General features: G+C 36.8%; 23 protein-coding genes. 3 read left to right on the top strand and 20 right to left on the bottom strand.

Annotated features, from left to right (window positions below):
* The first annotated feature begins 6 nt into the window (after positions 1–6).
* Positions 7–1,275, top strand: a complete 1,269-nt coding sequence (locus ASG38_RS14315; protein ID WP_056072432.1) for an NAD(P)/FAD-dependent oxidoreductase — start codon at positions 7–9, stop codon at positions 1,273–1,275.
* Between the two features lie 82 nt (positions 1,276–1,357).
* On the opposite strand, the gene ASG38_RS14310 is transcribed toward ASG38_RS14315, so the two are convergent.
* Entirely contained in the window at positions 1,358–2,707 is a 1,350-nt protein-coding gene (locus tag ASG38_RS14310) for an NAD(P)/FAD-dependent oxidoreductase (protein ID WP_056072429.1), read from the bottom strand.
* Positions 2,708–2,998: 291 nt separating this feature from the next.
* Here ASG38_RS14310 and ASG38_RS14305 point away from each other — a divergent pair, with 291 nt between their 5' ends.
* A complete protein-coding gene (locus ASG38_RS14305; RefSeq protein WP_162239707.1) occupies positions 2,999–3,874 on the top strand; it encodes a proprotein convertase P-domain-containing protein in 876 nt (291 codons plus the stop codon).
* A gap of 98 nt (positions 3,875–3,972) precedes the next feature.
* On the opposite strand, the gene ASG38_RS14300 is transcribed toward ASG38_RS14305, so the two are convergent.
* The 9 genes from ASG38_RS14300 to ASG38_RS14260 all read right to left on the bottom strand — a co-directional run bounded on the left by ASG38_RS14300 (position 3,973) and on the right by ASG38_RS14260 (position 11,246).
* A complete protein-coding gene (locus ASG38_RS14300) occupies positions 3,973–5,469 on the bottom strand; it encodes a serine hydrolase (protein WP_056072423.1) in 1,497 nt (498 codons plus the stop codon).
* An 88-nt stretch (positions 5,470–5,557) separates the two neighbouring features.
* On the bottom strand, positions 5,558–6,127 hold the full coding sequence (locus ASG38_RS14295; protein ID WP_056072420.1) for a helix-turn-helix domain-containing protein: 570 nt from the start codon (positions 6,125–6,127) through the stop codon (positions 5,558–5,560).
* Positions 6,128–6,362: 235 nt separating this feature from the next.
* The gene (locus tag ASG38_RS14290; RefSeq protein WP_056072417.1) at positions 6,363–6,878 is read right to left on the bottom strand and encodes a hypothetical protein; all 516 of its coding nucleotides are present in this window, start codon (positions 6,876–6,878) and stop codon (positions 6,363–6,365) included.
* Entirely contained in the window at positions 6,878–7,807 is a 930-nt protein-coding gene (locus ASG38_RS14285) for a hypothetical protein (protein ID WP_056072414.1), read from the bottom strand. The genes ASG38_RS14290 and ASG38_RS14285 overlap by 1 nt, the downstream gene beginning before the upstream one ends.
* A 118-nt stretch (positions 7,808–7,925) precedes the next feature.
* Entirely contained in the window at positions 7,926–8,612 is a 687-nt protein-coding gene (locus tag ASG38_RS14280; protein WP_162239706.1) for a nuclease-related domain-containing protein, read from the bottom strand.
* A gap of 228 nt (positions 8,613–8,840) precedes the next feature.
* Complete coding sequence (locus ASG38_RS14275) at positions 8,841–9,560, bottom strand: DUF4377 domain-containing protein (protein ID WP_056072409.1); 720 nt, start codon at positions 9,558–9,560, stop codon at positions 8,841–8,843.
* A 122-nt stretch (positions 9,561–9,682) separates the two neighbouring features.
* Positions 9,683–10,237 carry a DinB family protein gene (locus ASG38_RS14270; protein WP_056072406.1) on the bottom strand — a complete coding sequence of 185 codons (555 nt, stop codon included), beginning with the start codon at positions 10,235–10,237 and terminating at the stop codon, positions 9,683–9,685.
* 50 nt (positions 10,238–10,287) lie between these two features.
* Positions 10,288–10,821: a Crp/Fnr family transcriptional regulator gene (locus ASG38_RS14265; protein WP_056072403.1), complete on the bottom strand. Its 534-nt coding sequence runs from the start codon at positions 10,819–10,821 to the stop codon at positions 10,288–10,290.
* Positions 10,822–10,844: 23 nt separating this feature from the next.
* Complete coding sequence (locus tag ASG38_RS14260; RefSeq protein ID WP_056072400.1) at positions 10,845–11,246, bottom strand: GNAT family N-acetyltransferase; 402 nt, start codon at positions 11,244–11,246, stop codon at positions 10,845–10,847.
* 189 nt (positions 11,247–11,435) lie between these two features.
* Between ASG38_RS14260 and ASG38_RS14255 the strand changes: the two genes are divergently transcribed.
* Positions 11,436–12,083, top strand: coding sequence for an NAD(P)-dependent oxidoreductase (locus ASG38_RS14255; protein ID WP_056072558.1), 648 nt, complete (start codon positions 11,436–11,438; stop codon positions 12,081–12,083).
* 35 nt (positions 12,084–12,118) lie between these two features.
* Here the strand turns inward: ASG38_RS14255 and ASG38_RS14250 are convergent, their stop codons facing one another.
* The 10 genes from ASG38_RS14250 to ASG38_RS14205 form a co-directional block, all read right to left on the bottom strand.
* Positions 12,119–13,207, bottom strand: coding sequence for an agmatinase family protein (locus ASG38_RS14250; RefSeq protein ID WP_157486182.1), 1,089 nt, complete (start codon positions 13,205–13,207; stop codon positions 12,119–12,121).
* 42 nt (positions 13,208–13,249) lie between these two features.
* Positions 13,250–14,530, bottom strand: coding sequence for a kynureninase (kynU, locus tag ASG38_RS14245; protein ID WP_056072395.1), 1,281 nt, complete (start codon positions 14,528–14,530; stop codon positions 13,250–13,252).
* Positions 14,531–14,849: 319 nt separating this feature from the next.
* Entirely contained in the window at positions 14,850–15,899 is a 1,050-nt protein-coding gene (gene queA, locus ASG38_RS14240) for a tRNA preQ1(34) S-adenosylmethionine ribosyltransferase-isomerase QueA (protein WP_056072391.1), read from the bottom strand.
* Between the two features lie 173 nt (positions 15,900–16,072).
* A complete protein-coding gene (gene aroA / locus ASG38_RS14235; RefSeq protein WP_056072388.1) occupies positions 16,073–17,299 on the bottom strand; it encodes a 3-phosphoshikimate 1-carboxyvinyltransferase in 1,227 nt (408 codons plus the stop codon).
* Positions 17,300–17,313: 14 nt separating this feature from the next.
* The gene (locus ASG38_RS14230; protein WP_056072385.1) at positions 17,314–17,640 is read right to left on the bottom strand and encodes a nucleotide pyrophosphohydrolase; all 327 of its coding nucleotides are present in this window, start codon (positions 17,638–17,640) and stop codon (positions 17,314–17,316) included.
* A gap of 3 nt (positions 17,641–17,643) precedes the next feature.
* Positions 17,644–19,593 carry a DUF3858 domain-containing protein gene (locus ASG38_RS14225; RefSeq protein ID WP_056072381.1) on the bottom strand — a complete coding sequence of 650 codons (1,950 nt, stop codon included), beginning with the start codon at positions 19,591–19,593 and terminating at the stop codon, positions 17,644–17,646.
* 13 nt (positions 19,594–19,606) lie between these two features.
* Positions 19,607–21,514 (bottom strand): DUF3857 domain-containing protein, encoded by a 1,908-nt coding sequence (locus ASG38_RS14220; RefSeq protein ID WP_056072379.1) that lies wholly within the window; start codon positions 21,512–21,514, stop codon positions 19,607–19,609.
* A gap of 49 nt (positions 21,515–21,563) precedes the next feature.
* Positions 21,564–22,016: a D-aminoacyl-tRNA deacylase gene (gene dtd, locus ASG38_RS14215; protein ID WP_056072376.1), complete on the bottom strand. Its 453-nt coding sequence runs from the start codon at positions 22,014–22,016 to the stop codon at positions 21,564–21,566.
* A gap of 178 nt (positions 22,017–22,194) precedes the next feature.
* Positions 22,195–23,157, bottom strand: coding sequence for a ribosome small subunit-dependent GTPase A (gene rsgA, locus ASG38_RS14210; protein WP_056072373.1), 963 nt, complete (start codon positions 23,155–23,157; stop codon positions 22,195–22,197).
* 97 nt (positions 23,158–23,254) lie between these two features.
* The gene (locus tag ASG38_RS14205; protein WP_056072371.1) at positions 23,255–24,337 is read right to left on the bottom strand and encodes a bifunctional 3-deoxy-7-phosphoheptulonate synthase/chorismate mutase type II; all 1,083 of its coding nucleotides are present in this window, start codon (positions 24,335–24,337) and stop codon (positions 23,255–23,257) included.
* Between the last annotated feature and the right edge of the window lie 52 nt (positions 24,338–24,389).

Raw genomic sequence — 24,389 nt, 5'->3', positions numbered from 1 at the left:
ACCTGTATGGAAACCCAAAAAAGAATCATTATTGTAGGAGCCGGATTTGCAGGACTTACCCTTGCTGAAGACCTCGAAAATACCGGCTATGAAGTATACTTAATTGACCGTAATAACTATCACCAATTCCAGCCGCTATTATATCAGGTGGCTACAGCAAGGCTTGAACCGGCAAGTATTTCTTTTCCGCTCCGAAAAGTTTTCCAGCGTTCCAAAAACGTAAAAATCAGAATTGCAGATGTTTTGTCTGTTGAGGCTGATAAAAAATGCCTGAAAACTTCAATCGGAGATTTTTCTTATGATTATCTGGTACTGGCTTACGGTTGCCGAACCAATTATTTTGGGAATAAGGATTTGGAACATTGTGCCTTTCCTATGAAATCGGTTCCGGAAGCAATTCAGCTTAGAAACCGCATACTCCAGACATTTGAAGATGCCGTCATTACAAAAAGTCCGGAAGAACTGCAATACATACTCAATTTTGTAATTGTAGGCGGCGGACCAACCGGAGTAGAATTAGCCGGAGCTTTGGCAGAAATGAAGAAGAATATTTTGCCTAAGGATTATCCGGATAAGGATTTTTCAAAACTTACGGTGTATTTACTGGAAGGTTCTCCTAATGTCTTAAATGCCATGAGCGACGATTCAAAAAAAGCATCCCGCAAATACCTGGAGCAGCTTGGAGTTATCGTTAAAACCGGCACTGTGGTTGAAAATTATGACGGGCGAACCGTCCGATTGAAAAATGGAGAAACAATAGAAGCCAAAAATGTTATCTGGGCGGCAGGCGTAACCGGCAATCAAATTGAAGGTATTCCGGAAACCGCCATTACACGAGGCAACCGACTTATTGTTAACCGTTTTAATGAAATAGAAAACCTAAAAGATGTTTTTGCTATTGGAGACATTGCCTATATGACTACTCCCAAATATGTAAATGGTCATCCGCAATTGGCAGCAGTAGCAAACGAACAGGCAAAAGTTCTGGCTAAAAACTTTAAGCTTCTGGCAAAAAACAAGCCTTTAAAAGAATACGAATATCACGACAAGGGTTCAATGGCCACGATTGGAAAAAGGAAAGCTGTGGTTGACCTGCCAAGCTTTAGCTTTCAGGGACGATTTGCATGGTTTACCTGGATGTTTGTACACTTAATGCTCATTCTGAGTGTAAAAAACAAGCTTACTATTTTTGTGAATTGGGCTTTTAGCTATTTCAGCAACGACTCAACACTAAGGGTACTCATCAAGCCGGTTACTAAAAAAGTAGACAATTAGGAGTAAAATGTATTTATAAAAAAACAGGGATTAATCATTACGATTTAATCCCTGTTTTTTTATTGGTACGTTGATTACGTATTTATTTGGTTTTTCTGTTTAGCAGTTCCAAAATTCTTTCTTCTACTTCAGGACTGTCCCATTTTGCTTCGATATTGTCCATTTTCAAAACTTCTTCCATAAGCTGATTTTGGAAATCACCTACTTCCAAAGCCTGAGAATAGGGATCCAGACTAAAAGTGACCCTGCTGTATAATGGCAACCATTTGTCAGGATATTTGTCTGAAAATCTTTTTTCTATTTTTTTCTGAAGCAGGAATTTTTCGTCAGCCGTTTTAGAACTCATTTCCATGAAATTTCTATAGGACAATTCAGCTATTGCATCAGCATTTGGTTTTCTGCTTTGTTCATATTCTTTGAAAATACGTTCCCAATCGTTTCCGAATTGCTCCATAAAGTCATTCAACACGGTTATATCTTCAAAACCTGCATTCATCCCCTGTCCGTAAAATGGCACGATAGCATGACAGGCATCTCCAATCAGCGCTACTTTGTCACCATAAGTCCACGGATAGCATTTCATAGTTACCAAAGTACTGGTTGGGTTTTTGAAAAAGTCTTCGGCCAGATTTGGAATAACGTCAACGGTGTCCGGCAGGTTTTTTTCAAAAAAGCTTTCCACCTTTTCCCTGTCCGTGAGCGATGCAAAAGAGTTCTCGCCTTCAAATGGCATGAAAAGCGTACAGGTAAAACTTCCATCCAGATTAGGGAGTGCAATAAGCATATAATCTCCCCGCGGCCAAATGTGAAATGAGTTTTTATCCAGCCTGTGCGTCCCATCAGGATTTGGCGGTATGTTTAATTCTTTATATCCAGTTTGCAGAAATTCCTGGGAATAATCAAACATGCTTTGTCGTTGCATTCTATGGCGGATTCTGGAAAAAGCACCATCAGCACCAAAAACAACATCATATTTTACGGCTTCCCATTCGCCTCTTTCTGTTTCTCCAATATGCAGTGTGGCATCTGCCAGTGTAACGTCCCAGATTTTCTTTTCAAAGAAAAATTTTGTTCCCACTTCTTCAGCCAAATCAATCATTTTTCTGTTGAGAGTTCCTCTTGAAATGGAATAGATACTTTCGCCTTCCTTGCCATAGGGCTGAAAATTGAGCTTATCCTTTAAATGAATTGCTCTTTTATCCATTGGGATAGAAATTGCCCGTACTGCATCTCCTACTCCAACTCCATCAAGAGCTTTCCATCCCCTGTGTGACATGGCTAGATTTATCGAACGTCCGGAAAATTGAATTTTTCTAATATCGGGGCTGCGGTCATATACATGAACAGAATGACCTGCTTTTCTAAGGTATATTGCCAAAAGCGAACCCACAAGACCAGAGCCTACAATTGCAATATTTAAGGGATTTTGCATTAAGTGTAGAATGTAATTAAAGATTTCAAATTTAAGGAAATAACATCATAATTATATAAAAACAGGTATTTATTTACAATCGTTAAACAAAATAAGGTAAAAATGCAAAATTTAAATATTTAATTCACTTAATTAGTTAATTTACAATAAATTAATTTATCTTTACCTTAATTTCCTGAAATAAATATTTAAATACAGAAAATACCACCATCTGTTCCAAATAAAATTCCCCCTATGAATTACAGAACCAATGCTGTAATGAGTTTTATTATTAATTTAAATATTGTATCTATGAAAACAAAACTACTTTTTTTCTTTTTAATGTCTTGCGGACTAGCTTCTGCCCAGACTTATTCTTTTAATACGGTAACGCCTATTCCTGATGGTGCTGGCACAAGCTGTGCTTCGGGCGCAACTAGTATTGGCAACGTAGTAACGACTATCAATGTCCCTCTTACGCCTGCCATTACCGACCCTACAAAGGTTACAATCAACCTGGACCTGGTTCATACCTGGCTGGGTGATGTTGTTGCCAAATTAGGAACTCCAAGTGGTGCGTCCTGCGCTCTGATTAAAAGGATGGGAGCCACATCTGATACCAGTTGCGGCGATAGTTCGGATTTTGCATCTGGCAATATCCTGAGCTTTAATGCGGCCAATACGACAACCATTAATGTTGCCACTCCTGGCTCAACCCAGAGTATCCCTGCAGGTTCCTATGCTCCAACAGCCGGCGCATCTACGTTTCCTACAGACATTCCCTTATGCAACCTGAGCACCTTCTTAAATGGTGTGGTAGTAAACGGCAACTGGACAATGACTTTATATGACAATGGTGAAGAAGATACGGGAAGCCTGAACTCATGGCAGATTATTTTCAGCACCGGTTTTGATTTGGACACTCAGGATTTCCTTTTCACTAAAAGAATTTCTGTATTAGGAAATCCGTTTACTGAAAATTTAAACCTAAAACTGAATGAGCCAGGCGATACTGTATTGCGTATTTATTCTATTGACGGTAGAGAAGTTTTCACTAAATCCTATGCAGCTAATGATGTTTCTCAAAATATTAATATCGATTCTTCATCATGGCAGCAAGGGATTTACCTTTTAGTTCCTGAAGTTGAAGGACGCAAGCTTAATGCAATCAAACTGGCAAAAAAATAATCCCCCCGTTTTTCCCAAAAAAAAGAAATCCTGTAGCAATTTATGCTGCAGGATTTTTATTTTTGACTTCTGTATCTTCGGATTCGGCTGACCATTTTTTACTTTGTCTCAATATCTATAATCTTTTCTCCATATTTACCGAGATAGTGTTTTACTAAGACCTCATAAAGATTGCCACCAACATCGGAATTGGTAAAAATCAGCAACGCCTGTTTTGTTTTGGGCAGAATGAATGCCATTGTCCTAACCCCTAAATCAGCACCGCCATGTGCCAGGGCATATTCTCCATTTTCCAAATCATAGATTTCAAAACCCAATCCAAAGTGTTTGCTCCTTTCGCTTGCCGTTTGCGGAGTTACCATTTCATTAAAAACCGATTCTTTCACTAATTCGCCATTCATTACACCTGCCAGAAATTTACCGTAATCTTCAACAGTCGTCAGCAAATCATCTGCAGCATTGGGCGAATTGTGTTTTTCAATCGCATAGGGTTTTAGTTCCTTATCATAACCTAAGGCATATCTTGATTCGTCCGTATTTTCATTCCAAACATAACTCGTTTCATCCATTTTCAAAGGTTGGAAAATCAATTCAGATGCCAGCTGTTGCAGGCTTTTATGGAACTTGTTTTCTAAAGCTCTACGCAAATATTCAAATCCCTCGCCGGAATATTGGTAACCGTTTCCGGGTTCAAACAGAAAACTTAGTTTTTTATCCGCATTCATCCATCGCCAATTCGGGAATCCGGTTTGATGGCTTAGGACATGCCGGGTTGTGATTTTTTTACTTCTCGGGTCTTTGGTTATATCCGGGTCTGTCCAATAATTGTAAATGGGCTTATCTAAATCCCATTTCCCTAAACTGACCAATTTTAGCGCTACCATTGCGGTTACAGGCTTGGTTAGTGATGCTACGTTAAAAATGGTATTATAAGGCGCCGGAACTCCGGGTTTGATTTCTCCAAAAACCTTTAGCTGTTGCAGCTCCCCATTTTTGATTATCCCGAGACCTAATACCGGCACTTTGTTTTCTTTTAGCCATTTTTCAACAGCTATATCATCATCAAATACCGGGGTGGCTGCTGATTCCAATTGTTTTGTAACGTGTTCATAGCTGTAGGATTTTACGAGTTTCCATTCACCATTTTCCAAAAGCCAGAGGTGGCTGAATCGGGCCGAGCTACCAAATTTTTCTGGCTGCCCGGTTTCTTTTTCAAAAAACTGATGTATTCCTGTCTGGAGTGCACCATATAATTCCCCTCCATTTGACTTTTCATACAGTGCATAAATTTCTGTACTCCCCGGAAGCAACTCTCTCCGCGCCTGATAATTTTTCGGATAGCGGCACAAACCGCCTTTAAAGTCTTTTAGAAATTTCTTTTTATCAGATATGCCATCAATGTCATGAAAGAATTCTAATTTTTCACTTATCAGGTTTTCAAATTGCGAAACATCGCAGGTATTAAATCCTATGTTGAACAGCAGACTGTCTTTGGACATAATAGTTTTATATAACTCACTTGTCTTTTCAACCTGCGCCTTTCCTTGCAAAAGGGCAAAGAGTAAAAAGAATGTAAAATAGCCAGATTTATTCATTGCCGTAATTTTTCGCAAAGGTTGGGTATTATCGTTTTATATACCTAAAAACCAACCCGACAAAAACCCGACAATGTACCTGACAAGATTATATTATATTGAATTTCAACCGATAGTACAGCTTCTTTTTCTTATCTATTTCTGCCACATTACGCAGTATGATAAATACATTTGACAGCACAATTGCAATCATTAGTACCAAAGTGAATTTCCTTCCGAGTTTCAGAAATATGCCAAGCATAAAAACGACAGGCGCTAAAATGGCCCAAAGAATCTGGACGGAAACGATTTGTTTGACAAGCTGGTTTTTCTGTTTTAAAACGGCTGCCAGAATTAAAGGAGCAATAATATTCAAAGGAGGAAGCACCGCAAAAAGTAGGGAAGAAAGATTTATTAATTTGATTTTGGAGTAGTCAATAGCAGGTTCCTGAGAACTGATTGTTTTTTCGCTTTCGACTGTTGTTTCAGTTTTTATGCTTTTATCCGATAAATCGCTTTCGCGCACATCTAAAACTTTTGCCAGCGTTTTGAGCGTATAACCTTTTGGTTGTGTTCCGGCTTCAATACGTTGTATGGTCCTGACAGAAATTCCCGATTTTTCAGAAAGTTCTTCTTGGGTTAGGTTTTGCTGTTCACGTAGGAGTTTTAGGTTTGGCATACATCATTAATTATATAAGTGTTGATAAATATAATTAACTTTCAGTAATGGAAATCATTTAACAAATTGAACATAGAAGATTTTAGGTCTAGGGAAAACTTATCTCTATAAGAATTCTTTAATCTTCTTTTTTACGTTTCTATTCCATCATATACTCCACTCGAAAATCTGTTTAGGCTACTTTCATCGATTTTGAAAATATTAATTTCATTCAAATCGATTTAAACAGAAAAAATCATCTCTTTAACAATATATATATTCTATTTATTACCATTAACATTGTCAAAGCAAATAACATCATCATAAAGTAGTCAATTCCAATAATGATTTTAAATACAATTTTAAAAGGTTTTGGAAAATCAATCGTAGTTAAAAATAAACCAAGGACTATAGCTATAGATAGGATTATACAAAAAGAAATATTTGCATGAATCTCTTTGATGTATCTTACTTTTAAATTTTGAAGATGATCATCATGCATATTTTCAGTTTTTTTTTCAATGCTTTCTAATTGGCTATATATAATGGCTAATAAATTAAACAAAAAACCACCAAAGATTGAAATCCCAGCAATAAGGTTTGATAACTGATTTTCAAATGTATATTCTTTATATGTTAAGATAAAAGCAATAATTATTGGTATAATAAAAAAAAGCAAGATATCTCCGAAACTTGTTTTATGTGTATCAAAATTTTTCAGAGTACCAAAATGATCTTTTATAATTCCAAATATATTAATCCTAGTTAGCATTATTGATAAATTACTTCTTTAATTAAAGAGTCACACTGTTCAACAAGAGAATCAATCGTTGGATTCCCATTTGAATCACGTTCGATTTCATTTGACACATCAATATCAGGTTGAATTCTGCTTCTGTGTGCAACATAAAAAGTTTTTTTCTTTCCATTAAGCTCCAATTCAAATTCAATTTCTTCAAAGTCGTCACCTATATCTTTCAGTTCTATTCTGTCGTTACGCTTTGTACTGAAAAGACGATCTACAAATTCTTTGAAATTATCAGGAAGTTTTGACGCTGACATTGTAGTTTTTAAAGTTCCAGGAATTTTGTCAACTTCACCATTCTTTCTGTAATATTGTTCTATATATTTAGGGATCTTTCTCTTTATAAATTCAATTTTTTTAAGATTCCCTTCATTTATCATTTTACGATATACTTGTCCATGGATAACATTATTAATTTGAATATGAAAACCCTGATATCCAAGATTTCGGGAATACAGATTAATTCCTTTTAAAAAAGCTGTTTTTATTCCAAATCGTGATTTTCGTTGTAAAATTAGAGCTCCTACAGTTTTATTTTTAGGTATTTGCAAATAAAAAAAGACATCTCGAAATGCAGCATGATTTGACTTAACTGCAAACATTTCTATATTGGTATCTGTATCTTTGATTTTATAATTCTCTCCCCCGACTCCCGAAGATAGAAATCCATATATACATCTTTTTTTTTCATCTACAATAGGCATTTCATCAAGGCTTAAGTGAATTGTTGTAGAATCTTTTGCGTCCATGCTTTTTTGTATAACAGAAAATATTTTCTTAAAGAATCCATCACAAAAATTAAAAAAATCTTCTTCTCCAGCGAATTGACTTAACACAAGATCATTTTTATCTTTTGTAATTTTAACCAAGTAAGTTGATAATAAAATTTTTTCCATCTATATTTAAGTTTGCACCTATAATAATTTATAGCTTTTAAATTATTCTTGTTCCAAACAAACGTATATGTAATTTCCAATACTTCTTTACGGTTTCCCGTATAAAATAAAAATCCTTTTATCCAAATATCCTATCCTTACCCATCATGTCCCTCACATTTTCAATATGCTGCCATTGAACTTCCGGACTTTCTCCATTGTTCACGGCTTCCTGCAACACTTTTACCACTTCATGCTTATTGGTGTATTGCGCGGGTTCGTTGTTTGCGATGATAATTCTCATGGCTTCAATTACCCGTTCCGGCTTTACTAAAAAAGTTCCTTTAGGTACAAAACTGACATCTTTTAATATACAATCACCATAGAATACGATTATGGAATAAAAAGGTATGTTGTCAAATTGCTTGAGTGTTTTTCTTAAATCCGAAATATGCTTATTATTTTGCATGATGGGATTATCAAATTTGTATTTCTTTTGCACGTTTGCTAATATCTGGAGCCATTGAGACTGGTAACCCGTACCGAAAATCCAGCCATTGTAATCGCGTACTTCAAAGACAATTATTCCCACTTTGGTCGCCACTACCAAATCAATCTGAGAAAAATTCCCATTGTGTTTTTTCACATACAGGTCGTGAAAAATAGTCTGTTCCGGTATTCCGGAATGTTTGAGTATGGAAACTAAATTTCTTTCAGCTCTTGTCCCTCTTTTAGGTTCCGAACTAATTTCAAATGATTTTCTGTCTTTTTTTATAAAGGCTATAAAAAAGACTATGATGAAAAATATGACTATCCCAATTTCCATAAACAATTCATTTTCAACTACAAACATTTACAAACACTTGTAAATACTTGTTTCCAAACAAACATATAAGGAATTGATTTTACTTCATTACGACTTTCCACAAAAGCGATTAAATTTGGTAAGATATGTGCGTAAAAAGTCAATATCTAATTGCACTCAATAAAAAAACCTCCCGAAGCTCAAAAATAGCTCCAGGAGGTTGTTGTGCTTTGTTGCAAAAAGGATTTGTTATTCCAGTGGCGACATTCCAAACATCAATACCAATTTATCTCCCTGGTATAGGTTTAGGGTTTGGTCTGCAATGTCATATCTGAAAGTAGTATCGGTTAGCATTTTTAATAAAGTTCCTTCCAGTTTGTTTTTGTTTTCATCCGGGCACGCCATTAGTGTGCTGGCAATTTTTGAGAAAGAGATTTTGTCTTTTGTCAATTCAAAACCTCCGGAAATTCTGTTACATCCTGCAGAACCTCCCATTCTTTTACCATCGGCCTGGAAAATAAGATAGGCTGATGAAGTTGGCGGCATGGTTCCGTTTATTTGAATCAGGTTCCATTTGTGTTTGGTAATGAAAGCCAGTTCGGTAGCTGCTTCATTTGTTATTCTTTCTTTTTTGATGATTTTTTTCAATTTGTAGGTATAGGCACTGGCATCTGCCGGAATATTTTTTCTTTTGGTTCTCTTCACGTCAATTACATATCGGTAACCCGGTGTATATTCGAATCCTTCGATTTGATCGTAGAAAAATTCCCAGTCTTTACTCTTTTTATATTTTACCTGATAGCAGTTTTGAGGAGCGACACCCGTACAGCTTGCCAATTCTTCTTTGATGGTCATTCGTATTTTATCTGCTTTTGCCTGTGTTGAAAGCAAGGCAAAACCAAGCAATAGCAATAGTGTTTTTAAAGAGAAAATCTGTTTCATTTTGTTTGAGCTTTTAAACGTTTTCATAACTGTTTATATTATTTTGCAACACATCAGACAAACTTCATGCCGTAATTTCACAATCAACAAAAAATAATCACTTTAACTTTTTCTTATCAGTGCTTTATAACTTTTCTTAAAATCAAAATTTAGAGTCCGGTAGTCTGTAAAACTTTTTGTGACTGTTGAATATGTCTTTCATTATGATAAATAAGAAACCGGAATGTGTCACCTAATTTTAACTTAATCAAATTTGATATACTGATACTGGTTTTGGTTTTGTTAAGGCTCACTTTTTCTGCATCTGCAAGCAAAGTAAGCAGTTTGTTTTGCTGATTGATAAATGTTAGGAGTACGTTCCTGTCCAATTTACTGTGAATCGGATTCATATTTTTAAAAGTTTTCATTCTGTTTAGCTTTGCTTTCGGGAGCATGCTTTCTGCGAAATGATTCCCTAATAGCCCGCTTTTAAATTGTAGTTCCGGCCCGGAATGGGATGCATTGATTCGTTTTTCAATTTCAGGCAGGTAGAATTTGCCATATCGATTGAGGTGTTCGATACATTCTAAAACGCTCCAGCTATCTGGCGTTAGTCTGGCGTTAAGTGATTTTTCCGATTGTTTTTCAAGTGATTCGGCATATTGCATATGATTTTTTACCTGTGCAGTGAGTTGCTGTAGCAGTTGGGATGTTTCAATCTTCATTTTTTTAGGACAAAGTTCTTAGGAACCTGAAAAAAAATTCTTGATTGAACTCAAGATTTTTTGAGCCTGGATAAGGTTTCGGGCGTCATACGCAGATAGTTCGCAATATGTTTGTTGGGGATTTCCTGAAACAATCGCGGGCTCCGTTTAAGAACTCTTTCATAACGCTCCCGCGGTGATTGGACCAAAAGGTCTTTTTCTCTTTCAATTTGCTGCAGTACCAAATCTTCCAATATTTCAAGCCAAATCTTAAGATTTTCCGGATTACTGTTAATGAAAGTCATGAACTTTTCTTTGGAAATAATTTTGACTGTTGTTTTTTTGATTGCCTGTATATAAAAATCTGATGGTTTTTGTGTAAAGAATGAATCGAGTGCAACGATAATATTATTTTGATATCCGAAACGAATAATACGTTCTTCTCCTCCATCTGTAATAAAAATTCTCAGGCTTCCGCTCTCTATAAAATAAATATGAGTATCTGCACTGCCACCTTTTTTCAGAAATTGATTTCTTTCGACTGTCACCGTTTTTTCAAACAAACTGCCTATATCTAACTTCTCTATGATTATTGCCTTACTCATGTTATAGTACTAAAAGCGGATTACTATACAACTTTCAGAGCCATACCTCTGGAATGTGGCAAGGTGTCCTTAAAACCAAATTTTTCATACAAATGATTGGCATTACCATCAGCCAATAAACTTACATAGCACGATTTTGGCAATTGAGTTTGTATGAAATTGGATATCTGTTCCATAATTATTTTTCCTATACCTTGCCCCTGGCATTCCGGAAGCACACAAATGTCTACAACCTGGCAGAAGCATCCTCCATCGCCAATAATCCGTCCCATGCCTACGATTGTTTCTTCTTTTTTTATCATGACGGAATAAACCGAATTTTGGAGTCCTATTGTTGCAGCTTCTATATCTTTACCTGAGAGTCCCGATTTTACACGAAGTTCCCGATAGATTTCTATCGGAATATTGTTTTCTATGATTTCCATTCTATTGAGTATTAAGGCAAAAGTTTTTAATTTGCTTGTATAAGTTATAACTACCTTCTACATTTGTCTTATTAAAATCTCTTTATAAAATATTGATTTTAGCGAGAGCTTATGCTTTTGCCGGCCTGTTTATCCAAAAGTGATAATTTCAGGCTAAGTTACTATTTTCAAAATTTTATAAAGAACAAAATGAAACAAGATATAAAAATAGCCGTCATTGGCGGTACCGGAAAATCCGGCAAATACCTCGTCAGAGCATTAATCAATCAGGGCTATACTTTCAAGCTTCTGTTACGAAACCCAAAGAATTTTCAATCGGATTATCCCAATGTAGAAGTTATTATTGGTGATGTTTCTGATTATAATTCAATAGTCCACGTAATAAAAGGTTGCGATGCCGTAATCAGCACTCTGGGATTAGGCATTCCTCCCAGCGAACCTACTTTATTTAGCAAAGCGACAACCAACATTCTTGAGGCGATGCAACATTTCAATATGCAACGTTATATTGTAACGACCGGATTGAATGTCAACACTCCGTCTGACAGAAAAGGACAAAAAGCAACATTTGCTACTAACTGGATGTATGAAAACTTTCCGGTGTCAACAACAAACAAACAATTGGAATATGAGCTTTTAGCCAAAAGTGAGCTAAACTGGACTTTAGTGCGACTTCCGCAAATTGAGCTTGTTGATGAAAAAACTCCGGTTGCGGTGAATCTTGAAGATTGTCCGGGTGATAAAATCAGTGCTGCAAGTCTGGCGGATTTTCTTATTGGACAACTAAGTGATAAAGCATTCCTTAAAAAAGCACCTTTTATTGCGAATTTACCTTAAACAAAAAAGCGGGCTATTAGCCCGCTTTTCAATTCTTATCTGTTGAATTTAATCTTTTGTCCTACCGGAAGTCCATTATTTTTGGCTAAAACACCACACATATGGAAAAGCATTCTGGCTCCAACGTTCCCGTCCCAATCATCATCCCCCGGAGCTACTTCTACCAAATCAAACCCGATAATTTCCTTACCGCTTTCTCCCAGCTTGCTTAAAAGATAAGCGGCCTGTTCAAAAGAGAATCCGCCCGGAACCGGTGTTCCCGTATTTGGGCAATACCATGGATACATACCGTCAATATCAAAACTGATGGCTACTTTTTGCGGAAGCGCTGCAATAATAGCTTCGCACTGCTGTTCCCAGGTTTTGCCTGTAAACGTCTCCGCTTTTAAATCCATATCGGTATGAACCAACACACGATTTCCTTGTTCGAAAGCCGTTTCCACTTCCTGCTGGCAGAAATCGCGTATTCCTACCTGTACAATTTTGGTAATTTCTGGAATTTGTAAGGCATTGTACATAATTGAGGCATGAGAATAAGTAAAGCCTTCGTAGGCAATTCTCAAATCCATGTGGGCATCCAGATGCAGTAAGCCAAACTCATTATGTTGAGTGGCCAGCGCTTCGTAGTAGCCTAATGGTGTAGAGTGGTCACCACCTAAAAGGGCTACTTTTTTGCCTTTTTTAGTCCAGTACAATACTCTTTCCTTTACTTCTTCTTTCAGATTTTTACAAACCTTATTGATTTTATCCAGGTCTGACTGCAATCCCGGAAGGCTTTCGATAACCTCGCCACTTTCCAGAGCCTCGATTATAGGCTGTGCCAAACTTTTATACTTTTCGCTTTCCTTTGCCCATTTTTCTGTCTGCTCGGTTTGGTCAAGATAGATTCCCAGTTTCCATAATTCCGGAAATTCCTGATGGTGTAAATCTACCTGAAACGATGCATCCAAAATGGCATCAGGACCTTCTGAAGCTCCTGCTCCATAACTCACCGTTACTTCCCAAGGCACAGGAATGATAATGATTTCACTGTCTTCGGCAGAAAATGGAAGTCCAAAGATGCTGGCATCTGCCAAACCCGGCTGACTTGGGTCAAAGTTTTTTATAATTTGTTCTTTTGTCATGATTTATTTTTTGAAAGCCGAAACAAATCGGCTCTTTGCTTTTTATTTGTGAGATAGTATTCCTTGCTTCAATATCTGTCCGAATTCATACATGTCTTCGAAAGAGCAATATAACGGAACCGGTGCTAAACGGATTACGTTTGGTTCTCTCCAGTCTGTTATGACACCGTTTTTCATCAGATAGTCAAACAGGGTTCGTCCTTCGCCATGCAGGAACACGGATAATTGGGAGGCTCTTTCTTCCTGATTTTCCGGAGTAATGATTTCAAATGTACTGTCGACTTCTTTGTCGATTTCATGCAGGATAAATTCCAGATAGGAAGTCATCTTATTTCGTTTTTCAATGAGGGCATCCATTCCTACTTCTGCAAACATTTCGACCGAAGCCAAATAAGGCGCTAAAGACAATATAGGAAGGTTGCTTATCTGCCAACCGTTTGCTCCGGTTTCAGGAGAAAATTTTGGCTCCATCAGGAAGCGCCTTTCTTTGTTGTGACCCCACCATCCGGCAAAACGATTAAGTTCGTAGTTGTCGTGGTGCATTTCATGGACGAAACATCCTGAAGCATTTCCAGGGCCTGAATTCATGTATTTATAACTGCACCAGGCTGCAAAATCTACATCCCAGTCGTGCAATTCGAGTTTTATGTTTCCGGCAGCATGTGCCAAATCCCAGCCTACATAGGCTCCGACTTTGTGTCCGGCTTCTGTTATGGTCTTAATATCGAATACCTGTCCGGTATAATAGTTTACACCTCCGATCAATACCAAAGCTATTTCTTCTCCTAATTCTTCAATTTTGGCAAGTATATCTTCGAGACGGATGTTGTGTTCTCCTTCTCTTCTTTGCAGTTCTACGATAGCGTCATCCGGATTGTAACCGTGAAAACGCACCTGGCTTTGCAACATGTATTGGTCACTTGGAAAGGCTTTTGCCTCACAAAGTATTTTGTATTTCTTTTCGGTTGGGCGATAGAAAGATACCATCAGAAGGTGAAGGTTTACCGTCAGGGTATTCATCACGGAAACTTCAGACGGAAGCGCTCCTACAATTTTGCTTAAGGGTGCCGCAAATCTTTCATGGTAATCCCACCACGGCTTTTCTGCATAGAAATGCCCCTCTACAGCCAGCTTTGCCCAATCATCCATGACTTCATCTACATAGGCTTTGGTTCTTTTAGGCTGCAATCCTAAAGAGTTTCCTGTAAAATAGATTACTTTCCTTCCATTTACCTGTGGAAAAAGAAACTCATTTCTATAGTGGTGCAGTTTGTCTTGCGAATCCAGTTCTTGTGCAAATTCGCGGGTATTTTGAAAGGTCATTGGTTGTTTTTTAGATGGGCGTAAAAATAGGAAAAAAGATTGATTTTGGAAAGATTTGAGTAGTGTGGTGATTGGTTTGAAGTTAGAAAAAAGTAGGTTTTTGGATGCCGAATGGAAGAGATTATATTGTTTTTTTGGTTAAGGGACGAATTTGTTTGGACGCGGATTGAAACGGATTCCGCGGATTAACGCGGATTTTTGAGAGAACTTGTGTGAAGCAATTTTTAGCCAGGGATTGGGATGATTAGTTGATTACATGAAAATAAAAAATCTCGTCATTACTGACGAGATTTTGATTTTTTATAGTTAAAAATTCTGATTACAGAATTAGCATGGCATCACCATAAGAATAGAATCTGTATCCTTCTTTGATGGCTTCTTCGTATGCTTTTTTCATAAGGTCATGTCCTGTGAAAGCCGAAATCATCATTAAAAGAGTTGATTTTGGTGTGTGGAAGTTAGTAATCATGCAGTCTGCAATACTAAAATCATGCGGAGGGAAAATAAATTTATTTGTCCAGCCATCGTATGGATTTAATGTTTTTGCAGAAGAAACCGAACTTTCAATCGCACGCATTGAGGTAGTTCCTACAGCGCATACTTTTTTCTTGTTTGCTTTTGCTTTATTAACGATATCGCAGGCTTCCTGAGTAATTTTCAATTCTTCAGAATCCATTTTGTGTTTGGAAAGGTCTTCTACCTCAACCGGGTTGAAAGTTCCTAATCCGACGTGCAACGTTACTTCAGCAAAATCAATTCCTTTGATTTCCAACCTTTTCAATAAATGTTTTGAAAAGTGCAAACCTGCTGTTGGTGCAGCTACCGCTCCTTCTTCTTTGGCATAAATTGTCTGGTAGCGTTCTGCATCTTCCGGAGTCACTTCACGGTTGATGTATTTTGGGATTGGAGTTTCTCCAAGCTCTGTCAGCTTGTTTCTGAATTCTTCGTAAGAACCGTCGTAAAGAAAACGAAGTGTTCTTCCTCTTGAAGTCGTATTATCGATAACCTCTGCAACTAATGAGTCATCGTCTCCAAAATATAGTTTGTTACCAATTCTGATTTTACGGGCCGGGTCAACCAAAACGTCCCAAAGTCTTTGCTCGGCATTTAATTCTCTCAACAAGAAAACTTCGATTCTGGCTCCTGTTTTTTCTTTATTCCCATAAAGTCTTGCAGGGAAAACCTTGGTATTGTTCAGTACCATTACGTCACCTTCTTCGAAATAATCGATTATGTCTTTGAACATCTTGTGTTCAATAGTTTTAGTTTTTCTGTTTACTACCATCAGACGGGATTCGTCTCTGTTTTCTGCCGGATATTCCGCCAAAAGTTCTTTCGGTAAATTGAAATTGAAGTGTGATAATTTCATAATAGGATTTTGATTTGAGGTATAAAACCGGCTTTCTGAAGGCCCTAAATTTTAAACCGGCTGCAAATATACGATGGTACGATAGGCGTTGTCAAGTGTTTTTGCTTTTATTTAGTCAGAAATTTTCATGTTGGTTACAGCGCAAAGTGTTGAAGCCTATAAACATTGGGATTTTAGATTTCACTCATCTGAAAACCAATGCTCATTATATCTTCCCAAAAATGAGGATAGGATTTTGAAACTACCCCGGCATCTTTTATGATTATTGGAACCTTTAATGCTAAAGGCGCAAAGGCCATCGCCATTCTGTGGTCATCATAGGTGGTTATTGAAACACCTGATTTTATTTCTTCTGACTTGCCTAATTCTAAGGTGTCCTGGGTTACTTTTATTACAGCACCCAATTTTTCGAGTTCGGTTTTTAAAGCTTCCAGACGGTCTGTTTCTTTGATTTTTAGCGTATGCAATCCCGACAAATGACATGTTATTCCCAATCCGAAACAGGTCACGGCAATTGTCTGGGCAATATCCGGTGAGTCATTCAAATTCAGCTTCAGGGTTTCCGCAATCCTGGCCGTACTCTTTTTTAGGATAATGGAGTTGCCTTCATAAATTGTGTCTACTCCAAATTTTCTATAAATCTCTGCCAATACCGAATCGCCTTGAAGACTATGCTTCTTGTAGCTGGAGAGTTTTATTTCTGTTCCTGTTTCAGACAAAGCGGCTATCGCATAAAAATAGGAAGCCGAACTCCAATCTGATTCTACCGTGAGTTGGCGTGCCTGAATTTCTTTTTTGGACTGAATTGTAATTGTATTCTCTTTAAAATTTGTTTCAACGCCAATTTCCTCCAACAGCGCCAAAGTCATTTTGATGTAAGGTACTGATGTTATTTTTCCTTCTAATTGAAGTTCCAACCCATTTTCAAGTTTAGGTGCGATTAACAGCAAAGCCGAAATATACTGGCTGCTGATATTGGCCGGAAGCGAAACCTTATTTTTAGAAAGCTGCTGTCCATTGATTTTAATTGGCGGAAAACCTTCTTTCTCTTCGTAGGTAATAGAAGCTCCAAGCTGGTTCAGGGCATCAACTAAAATTTTAATGGGGCGTTCTTTCATTCTTGACGAGCCGGTCAGGGTGACTTCCCTATTCTCCTGAGTTGCAAAATAGGCCGTCAGAAACCGCATTGCCGTTCCGGCATGATGTACATCTATTACTGAATCTTTTGTATTGAGTGCTTTGGTCATCACTTCAGAATCATCAGAATTTGAAGTGTTTTTGAGAACAATCGCAGGATATAAAGCCTGTAGCAGTAGTAACCTGTTGGTTTCTGACTTGGATCCTGTTATCGAAATTTCAGATTTGACAGTGCAGGTTGCTGGCTTTAGACTTAGATTCATTTTATATTGATTTGCTATTTGAGTTTTTCGTTATTCTTGTGTCGGTCCTTATCTCTGTTTGATTTTAAGTCCATTTTTTTATCAAAAGCTTCCTGAAGATTAATTCCGGTTTGATTTGCCAGACACAAAACCACAAAAACCACATCGGCTAATTCTTCACCCAGGTCTTTGTTTTTATCTGATTCTTTTTCTGACTGTTCACCATAACGACGGGCTATGATACGGGCTACTTCTCCAACTTCTTCAGTGAGTTGTGCCATATTTGTAAGTTCATTAAAATAGCGAACTCCGTGTTCTTTTATCCAGTTGTCAACCTGAAGCTGTGCATTTTTTATTTCCATAGGTTATACTTTTTTAAGTACTACTTTTTCATTTTGTTTTTCCAGCATTTTCTTATAGAAATCTCTTAGCGTATGATAATAATCCGGCGGAATATTAGAATAATTCATATCCAATATTGTGGTGACCTGAACCTGATTTGCCGTTTTTATAATGTTGTATTTGAAAGAACCTATGTTACTTTCCATATAGATTGCAATAGGCTCCGGCATCGACTCCACTTCATATCCTTTAGGAATAGTGATCGTATATGAGTACTTGTCCTGATATGGAAACATAAAATCTACCGGAAATTCTCTTACCTCATCCTTAAACGGATTTTCATGTCTTGCATAATGAAGCATTGGCGAGAAATAAATTTTATTTCCGATACGGTCTGCCAAGTTATTATTGACAAAACTAAAGGTTTCTATAATAGGTTTTAATAAATCATTGTCGTTAGTTGTTGTGTATTCTCCAACTTCAACCCCGCCATAACGCTTTTCCATTTCTTCGAGGTACTTGTCTTTCGAGGTTTTTAAATGAATTTCTCTAAAACCATAAGCATTGTAGTCAAAATATTGCGCCCTGATTTTTCCTTCAACTTTACCTTCTTCATCAATTGCCGCAATGACATTGACTATTTCTTTAGAGTTGCTTTTAGGGGCAAGGTCTACTTCTATAGAGGTCTTGTCGTTTCTTATCATTCTTCCAAGCCAATTTAATGCCCGAAATGGCAAAATATTAGGCAAGGCATTTTTTGATGTGGCGTCTAACAGTATTTGCTGATTATTGTCAAGCTCAACTCCGGCAATAACATAATTATAGGCTGACGGTGCAGGATATACCGCAATTCCGTTTGAGCGTGTGCTGATTAATACCGGATTAGCCTTAAGTTCTGCATATCTCAGCATTGCTACAAGCATCAGGTTAATTTCAGCCACATTTCCTACTTTCTCTGCATATGCTTTTTTCACCCCAACATTACAATAATAACTGTTCTTTTCATTCCAGTTCATTCTGGTCTTAACATAGTCGAAAATTAGTTTTATTTTTTCTTCTCTCGATGTAACGCCTTTTATGATTGGTTCAATATCTTTTTCAAAATAGGATTTATAGTTTAGCTCATCTCCAAAATCTTTATGTTCATAGATATTCTTGGTTACTGATGCCCAATCTGCTGCATAATTTTTCAGCCCCTGATTTGGAAAATCTGTAGAGGCCAGTTCAAATTGCAGCATAGATCTGTAATTATCAATATTATTGACATATGATTCTTCCTTTAATGCTTTTACATTCTCAATTGTATAAACCGTTACCAATTCATTAAATTTTTTGGCTGCTGCTGATGCCACTACCGAAGGTTTTTTGTTAACCTTGAGATAGCCTTTCATAAAAACGCTATAATTAAAGTATTGCGGTATGGCAATTTTATATTCTACATAATCTGCCGGAATAGGATATTGAAAATACCAGTCGTTAAGAGAAGTCAGATAAGGTGTTCTTATTGTATATTTATACTCTATGACACTTCCTTCCTTCACGTTAGGCATGGTTATTTTTTTTACGCTGAAAATTTCATTGACTCTTTCTGTAAATTCCCCATCACTCTTCAGCTTTGTTTTTTCAACCTTATCGCCAACCAGGTTATAGGTTACGGCATCGTCAAAAAACAATCTTATTTGCTTTCCACCTGTATAATAAGGTATTTGTTCGTTGGCAAACTCATAACCTTCTTTTTTATATATCTTAATTTTTGTTGCGACTTCCGTAACAGCTACCCAATTTCCATCCATATCATAATCAAGATAGGTATTCCCTTTTTTAAACAGGATTGCCGCTACTGCTGATGTATCTTTAGGATGTACTTTCTCTTTTAATTCCTCTACAGTTACTTTTCCCAGTTCGTATTTTTTCTGTGCAAACAGGTTTAAAGCAAACAGTACAAAACAAATTGTAAAAATGTTTTTTTTCATGGTTGTCGGTCTATTAGTTTTTAACGAGTACTATTTTTGCGTTATCATTTTTGGCAATCTGCTCTCTGAATTTTCGGAAATTTTCGTAGTCTTTTTTGTCGTATAATCCGGGATTTATTTGATATATTCTTTTATAAATTAATTGACTTTCATTCAAAATGACATATTCTGTTTTATATTCCCCAAAAACACTTTTTATTTCTACGTCTTCAGGCTTTGCCTCAATAACAAAACTTTTTGGCAAATCTATAGTGACCTCATCATAATCATAATATCCTCTTGAAATTTCAAACGGGTTAGTTCTGTTTCGATAACGTTGGGGAACAGAAAATGATGGATTGTATGCATTTAACGCAAAAACCAATCTATTACCTGTCTTATTGGCATATCCTGCCGCTTCTAAAGAAATTTTTTCTGTAAACTCGATATTATCTTTATCATTGAATATATCTGTTTTTACAACCTTTAAATTATTTATATGATTAAAATAATTTTTATAGATTTTCTTTAAATCATCAATAGATTTTCCATTAATATTTAATTTTTTATCATATTGAATTCCCTTAGATTTAATTTCTAGTTTTCCCGAAATCATTCCATCCTCTGAAATGCTATAGTTACCTTTAGTAATTTGCGTATTATCTTTCGTTGCATATACATTTGTCCTGACAATTTCTCCTCCTTCGGGTTTAAGAACAAGTGCATTTCTATCGTCCGTGAAATCTCCTTGAAAACCAAAAGGTAATATTTGGCTTGTACATTCTAACCAAACATACTTTTCTTTATCAGGAATTGCCAAGATTACATGGTTACTTTGCATAGAAACAATATCCGGAATCACGCTTTTTTTATACCTATCTCCATATAGCCGTACATAATAAGACTCAACACCAACTACATCTAAAAGTGATTTTGTATAGTTGGTTAAAGCTTTACAATCACCATAACCTAATCTATCAACGTCTTTTGCCAACATTGGCTTCCAACCTCCAATTCCTTCTTGAATACTAACATACCTGACTTTTTCCTGGACATATCCATATACTATTTTGGCTTTTTTCAATGGGTCTTCTTCATTTCCTATTAAAGTTTTAATTTTAACTTTAGTTTCATCTGACAACTCGGATGTTCCTATCAAAATTTTATCCGTAAACCATTTTCCCATTTCCAACCAACTTTTTGCATTTCCATCAACTCCTTCCAAATGAAAATAATCCAATCCCATCATTACATTAGGCGTATAGGAATCAAATGAAGGAGAATAATCCTCTGTTTTGTAAGCCTGCATATTATTTGCAGTAAAAGAAACTCCATCTGTCTTAACCTCCTTTATAATATTATGATTGTCCAGCATATTGAATTCCTTGTATTTGAAGCCTAAATCAGCCGCTACTTTTACATTTAAATTCGCCTTTTCTATGCTTACAGAAAAACCAGGAACCGGATACCATCTTGGAATAAAGGCCGTATTAGACGTTTCTGTCTCACTTGAAAAAACTACTGTGAAAGGGTATTCAGTAGGAGTATAATCATAATGCAGCAACTTATTGTCTGTTATGATTGAACCTTCAGAAACTGAATTTTCTTTAAAGTCTTTTCTTTTTACTTTTTTTATTTCTTTCCCAAATGCATTATAGAATTGTGCCTCAATAGATTTGACACGCTCTCTACCTGAAAAATATTCATAAAGCCCCATATAGGACAATCCGTTTTCATTAAGAACAGTTACTATTCTTTTATTAGTCATTATCATTGACTTTCTGGAAGAAATAACAATGTTTTTTTGGTCCAAACGAATAACAGCGTTCGCGTTTTCTTTAAGTTCTGCAGGAATGTTCGCAACTGTATACTCAAGGTCCTGTGCAACAGCTATTGTTGTGAAAAATAAAACAATAGTGAGGGGGAAAAGTAAATTTTTCATTAAATGTTAAATTTTTCCAAAAATAAAATAATAAAACTGATTTCCTAGCCTATTCTTTATTTTTTGTATCGATTACGATGGTAACCGGGCCATCATTAAGTAATGCCACTTTCATGTCGGCGCCAAACTTTCCTGTCTGAACTTTTTTGCCCAAATCTGCTTCCATCTGGCTGATAAAGTTCTCATACAAAGGAATGGCCACATCTGGCTTTGACGCTTTTATATAAGACGGACGGTTTCCTTTTTTAGTAGCGGCATGCAATGTGAACTGGCTAACAATAATAATATCCCCGCCAATATCTTTAATAGATAGGTTCATGACATCATCCTCATCACCAAAAATGCGAAGGTTGGCAATTTTTGCCGAAAGCCACTGAATGTCTTCCTGGGTATCGGAATCTTCAAATCCAACCAGAACCAACAGTCCTGATTGTATTTCGCTTACTTTTTCTCCTTCTATGGTTACCGAGGCATGGGAAACTCTTTGAATAACGGCTTTCATTTAGTGGATAGTTTATAGTGGACAGTTTATAGTGGATAATGGATAGTTGGTAGTGGATAGTTGACAGTGGGTAGTTTATGACAATCTCTATGACATTTGTCTTTTGACCTTAAGACTTCCGCCTTTTGACTTATCTACTTCATAACTATCGACTATAGATTATCAACTATCCACTAATCTAGTTTCCTGCTTTCTCGTCGGCGTAGTCGTCAGTACGATAATGTTCTTCGTCGCCTTCGAGTATTTGCAGATAGCTTCTGTAGCGTGACCAGGCAATTTCATCCTTTTCTAATGCTTCTTTAACGGCACAATGCGGTTCTTCCTTGTGAAGGCAATTGTTGAATTTGCATTGGTCCTGCAAAGCAAAAAACTCAGGGAAATAACCGCTGACTTCCGATTTTTCCATATCTACAATACCAAAGCCTTTGATTCCCGGTGTATCAATAATTCTTGCTCCAAATGACAAATCATACATTTCTGCAAAGGTAGTAGTATGTTGTCCTTGTCTGCTTTGTTCCGAAATTACGGAGGTCTTAAGGTGCAGTGTTGGTTCTAAGGCATTCGCAAGAGTTGATTTCCCAACACCTGAATGCCCGGAAAACATTGAAACCTTACCTATCATCATTTCTTTCAGCTTTTCTACTCCTTTTCCTTCTGTTGAAGAAACTCTCAGGCATTGATATCCTATATTGGAATATACATATTGCAGGTACAGCTGCTCGTCAAGCATTGCCTCATCATAGGTGTCTATTTTATTAAAAACCAAAATAGTTTCTATGCCATAGGCTTCGGCAGTAACCAGAAACCGGTCAATAAAACTGGTTGTTGTGGGTGGATTATTTATGGTAACCAACAAAAATACCTGATCTATATTGGATGCAATAATATGAACCTGCTTTGAAAGGTTAACCGACTTACGGACTATATAATTCTTACGGTCGTGGATATTATGAATCGTTCCCGTGATTTTATCAGAACTCTTATCGAGTTCATAATCGACTATATCGCCTACTGCGATAGGATTGGTACTTTTGATTCCTTTCATCCGGAATTTGCCTTTAATCCTGCATTCGATAAAGTCTCCGCTTTCGGATTTCACGGTATACCAGCTTCCGGTAGATTTATAAACGGTTCCTGTCATTCACTTCAGTTTTCCTGATTTTATTAAATTTAAACGACAAAATTACTGTTTTACAACGGAACAATGTAATTTCATCATTTAAATTTAGAACTCACTTTTATCCGTTAATAATTTTTTCCTGGTGACTGATACTTTCCTGGTGGATTGCTTTGAATATCTTTAAAATAAATTCTTCGCTCAAACCTTTTTCTTCGCCCTCCAATATCATTTTGCCCAAAATCTCATTCCATCTTTTGTTTTGAAGGACGGCTACGTTTTTTTCTTTTTTTAAGGCTCCAATCTTATCGGCAACCTTCATTCTTTTTCCTAAAATCTCAAGGATTTTTGCATCATACTCGTCTATATCCAAACGGAGCCTGTCCAGCCTCTGATTATAGTCTGAACCGTCTTCTGTTTCTTTCCTTACTTTCAGATTTTTGAAAATTTCTTTTAATTTTTCCGGAGTGACCTGCTGTTCGGCATCGCTCCATGCATTATCCGGGTCATTATGGGTTTCAATTATTAGTCCGTCATAATTCAAGTCTAAAGCCTGTTGCGAAACTTCCTGAATCATTTCACGCTTGCCGGTAATGTGTGAGGGGTCACAAATTATAGGCAAATCCGGAAAACGATTCTGCAATTCTATTGCCAATTGCCATTCCGGTATGTTTCTGTATTTTGTTTTTTCATAAGTGGAAAAGCCTCTGTGGATGACGCCCAGTTTTTTGATTCCTGCATTGTAAAGGCGTTCAATCCCTCCAAGCCACAAAGCCAAATCAGGGTTTACAGGGTTTTTTACTAAAACAATTTTGTCTGTATTTTTTAAAGCATCTGCAATTTCCTGTACTGCAAAAGGGTTTACAGTAGTTCTTGCCCCTATCCATAAAACATCTATATCATGTTCCAAAGCCAATTGGACGTGTGCAACATTGGCTACTTCTGTCGCCATTAAAAGACCCGTTTCTGCTTTGGCTTTCTGCAGCCATTTTAAACCTACCGCTCCAACACCTTCAAAACTTCCCGGTCGGGTTCTGGGTTTCCAGATTCCAGCCCTGTAAATACTAACATCAGAATCTTTCAATTCATGAGCTATTTTTAATACCTGTTCTTCGGTTTCCGCACTGCAAGGTCCTGCAATTATTAATGGATGTGACAATTTGAAATCGTCCAGCCATGTTCTTAATTCTTTTGAATTTTTCATTTTATCTTGAGTTTTTCGGCTCATGCCAAAATTAGTTATTTTATTTTTCAGG

The organism is Flavobacterium sp. Leaf359, from assembly GCF_001423985.1.
In the GTDB taxonomy this organism is placed as follows: Bacteria; Bacteroidota; Bacteroidia; order Flavobacteriales; family Flavobacteriaceae; genus Flavobacterium; species Flavobacterium lindanitolerans.
The sequence above is the reverse complement of the archived record's forward strand: the minus strand, read 5'-3'. Positions and strand labels throughout refer to the sequence as shown.

What these genes read in the sequence shown, in the direction of transcription:
- ASG38_RS14230 (WP_056072385.1), bottom strand. Translation starts at nt 17,640, where the DNA reads ATGGAAATAAAAAATGCACAGCTTCAGGTTGACAACTGGATAAAAGAA.
- ASG38_RS14285 (WP_056072414.1), bottom strand. Translation starts at nt 7,807, where the DNA reads ATGGAAAAAATTTTATTATCAACTTACTTGGTTAAAATTACAAAAGAT.
- dtd (WP_056072376.1), bottom strand. Translation starts at nt 22,016, where the DNA reads ATGAAAGCCGTTATTCAAAGAGTTTCCCATGCCTCGGTAACCATAGAA.
- ASG38_RS14305 (WP_162239707.1), top strand. Translation starts at nt 2,999, where the DNA reads ATGAAAACAAAACTACTTTTTTTCTTTTTAATGTCTTGCGGACTAGCT.
- queA (WP_056072391.1), bottom strand. Translation starts at nt 15,899, where the DNA reads ATGAAATTATCACACTTCAATTTCAATTTACCGAAAGAACTTTTGGCG.
- ASG38_RS14295 (WP_056072420.1), bottom strand. Translation starts at nt 6,127, where the DNA reads ATGCCAAACCTAAAACTCCTACGTGAACAGCAAAACCTAACCCAAGAA.
- ASG38_RS14255 (WP_056072558.1), top strand. Translation starts at nt 11,436, where the DNA reads ATGAAACAAGATATAAAAATAGCCGTCATTGGCGGTACCGGAAAATCC.
- ASG38_RS14265 (WP_056072403.1), bottom strand. Translation starts at nt 10,821, where the DNA reads ATGAGTAAGGCAATAATCATAGAGAAGTTAGATATAGGCAGTTTGTTT.
- ASG38_RS14260 (WP_056072400.1), bottom strand. Translation starts at nt 11,246, where the DNA reads ATGGAAATCATAGAAAACAATATTCCGATAGAAATCTATCGGGAACTT.
- ASG38_RS14280 (WP_162239706.1), bottom strand. Translation starts at nt 8,612, where the DNA reads ATGGAAATTGGGATAGTCATATTTTTCATCATAGTCTTTTTTATAGCC.
- ASG38_RS14310 (WP_056072429.1), bottom strand. Translation starts at nt 2,707, where the DNA reads ATGCAAAATCCCTTAAATATTGCAATTGTAGGCTCTGGTCTTGTGGGT.
- ASG38_RS14300 (WP_056072423.1), bottom strand. Translation starts at nt 5,469, where the DNA reads ATGAATAAATCTGGCTATTTTACATTCTTTTTACTCTTTGCCCTTTTG.
- ASG38_RS14290 (WP_056072417.1), bottom strand. Translation starts at nt 6,878, where the DNA reads ATGCTAACTAGGATTAATATATTTGGAATTATAAAAGATCATTTTGGT.
- ASG38_RS14220 (WP_056072379.1), bottom strand. Translation starts at nt 21,514, where the DNA reads ATGAAAAATTTACTTTTCCCCCTCACTATTGTTTTATTTTTCACAACA.
- aroA (WP_056072388.1), bottom strand. Translation starts at nt 17,299, where the DNA reads ATGAATCTAAGTCTAAAGCCAGCAACCTGCACTGTCAAATCTGAAATT.
- ASG38_RS14275 (WP_056072409.1), bottom strand. Translation starts at nt 9,560, where the DNA reads ATGAAAACGTTTAAAAGCTCAAACAAAATGAAACAGATTTTCTCTTTA.
- ASG38_RS14315 (WP_056072432.1), top strand. Translation starts at nt 7, where the DNA reads ATGGAAACCCAAAAAAGAATCATTATTGTAGGAGCCGGATTTGCAGGA.
- ASG38_RS14250 (WP_157486182.1), bottom strand. Translation starts at nt 13,207, where the DNA reads ATGACAAAAGAACAAATTATAAAAAACTTTGACCCAAGTCAGCCGGGT.
- ASG38_RS14205 (WP_056072371.1), bottom strand. Translation starts at nt 24,337, where the DNA reads ATGAAAAATTCAAAAGAATTAAGAACATGGCTGGACGATTTCAAATTG.
- ASG38_RS14270 (WP_056072406.1), bottom strand. Translation starts at nt 10,237, where the DNA reads ATGAAGATTGAAACATCCCAACTGCTACAGCAACTCACTGCACAGGTA.
- rsgA (WP_056072373.1), bottom strand. Translation starts at nt 23,157, where the DNA reads ATGACAGGAACCGTTTATAAATCTACCGGAAGCTGGTATACCGTGAAA.
- kynU (WP_056072395.1), bottom strand. Translation starts at nt 14,530, where the DNA reads ATGACCTTTCAAAATACCCGCGAATTTGCACAAGAACTGGATTCGCAA.
- ASG38_RS14225 (WP_056072381.1), bottom strand. Translation starts at nt 19,593, where the DNA reads ATGAAAAAAAACATTTTTACAATTTGTTTTGTACTGTTTGCTTTAAAC.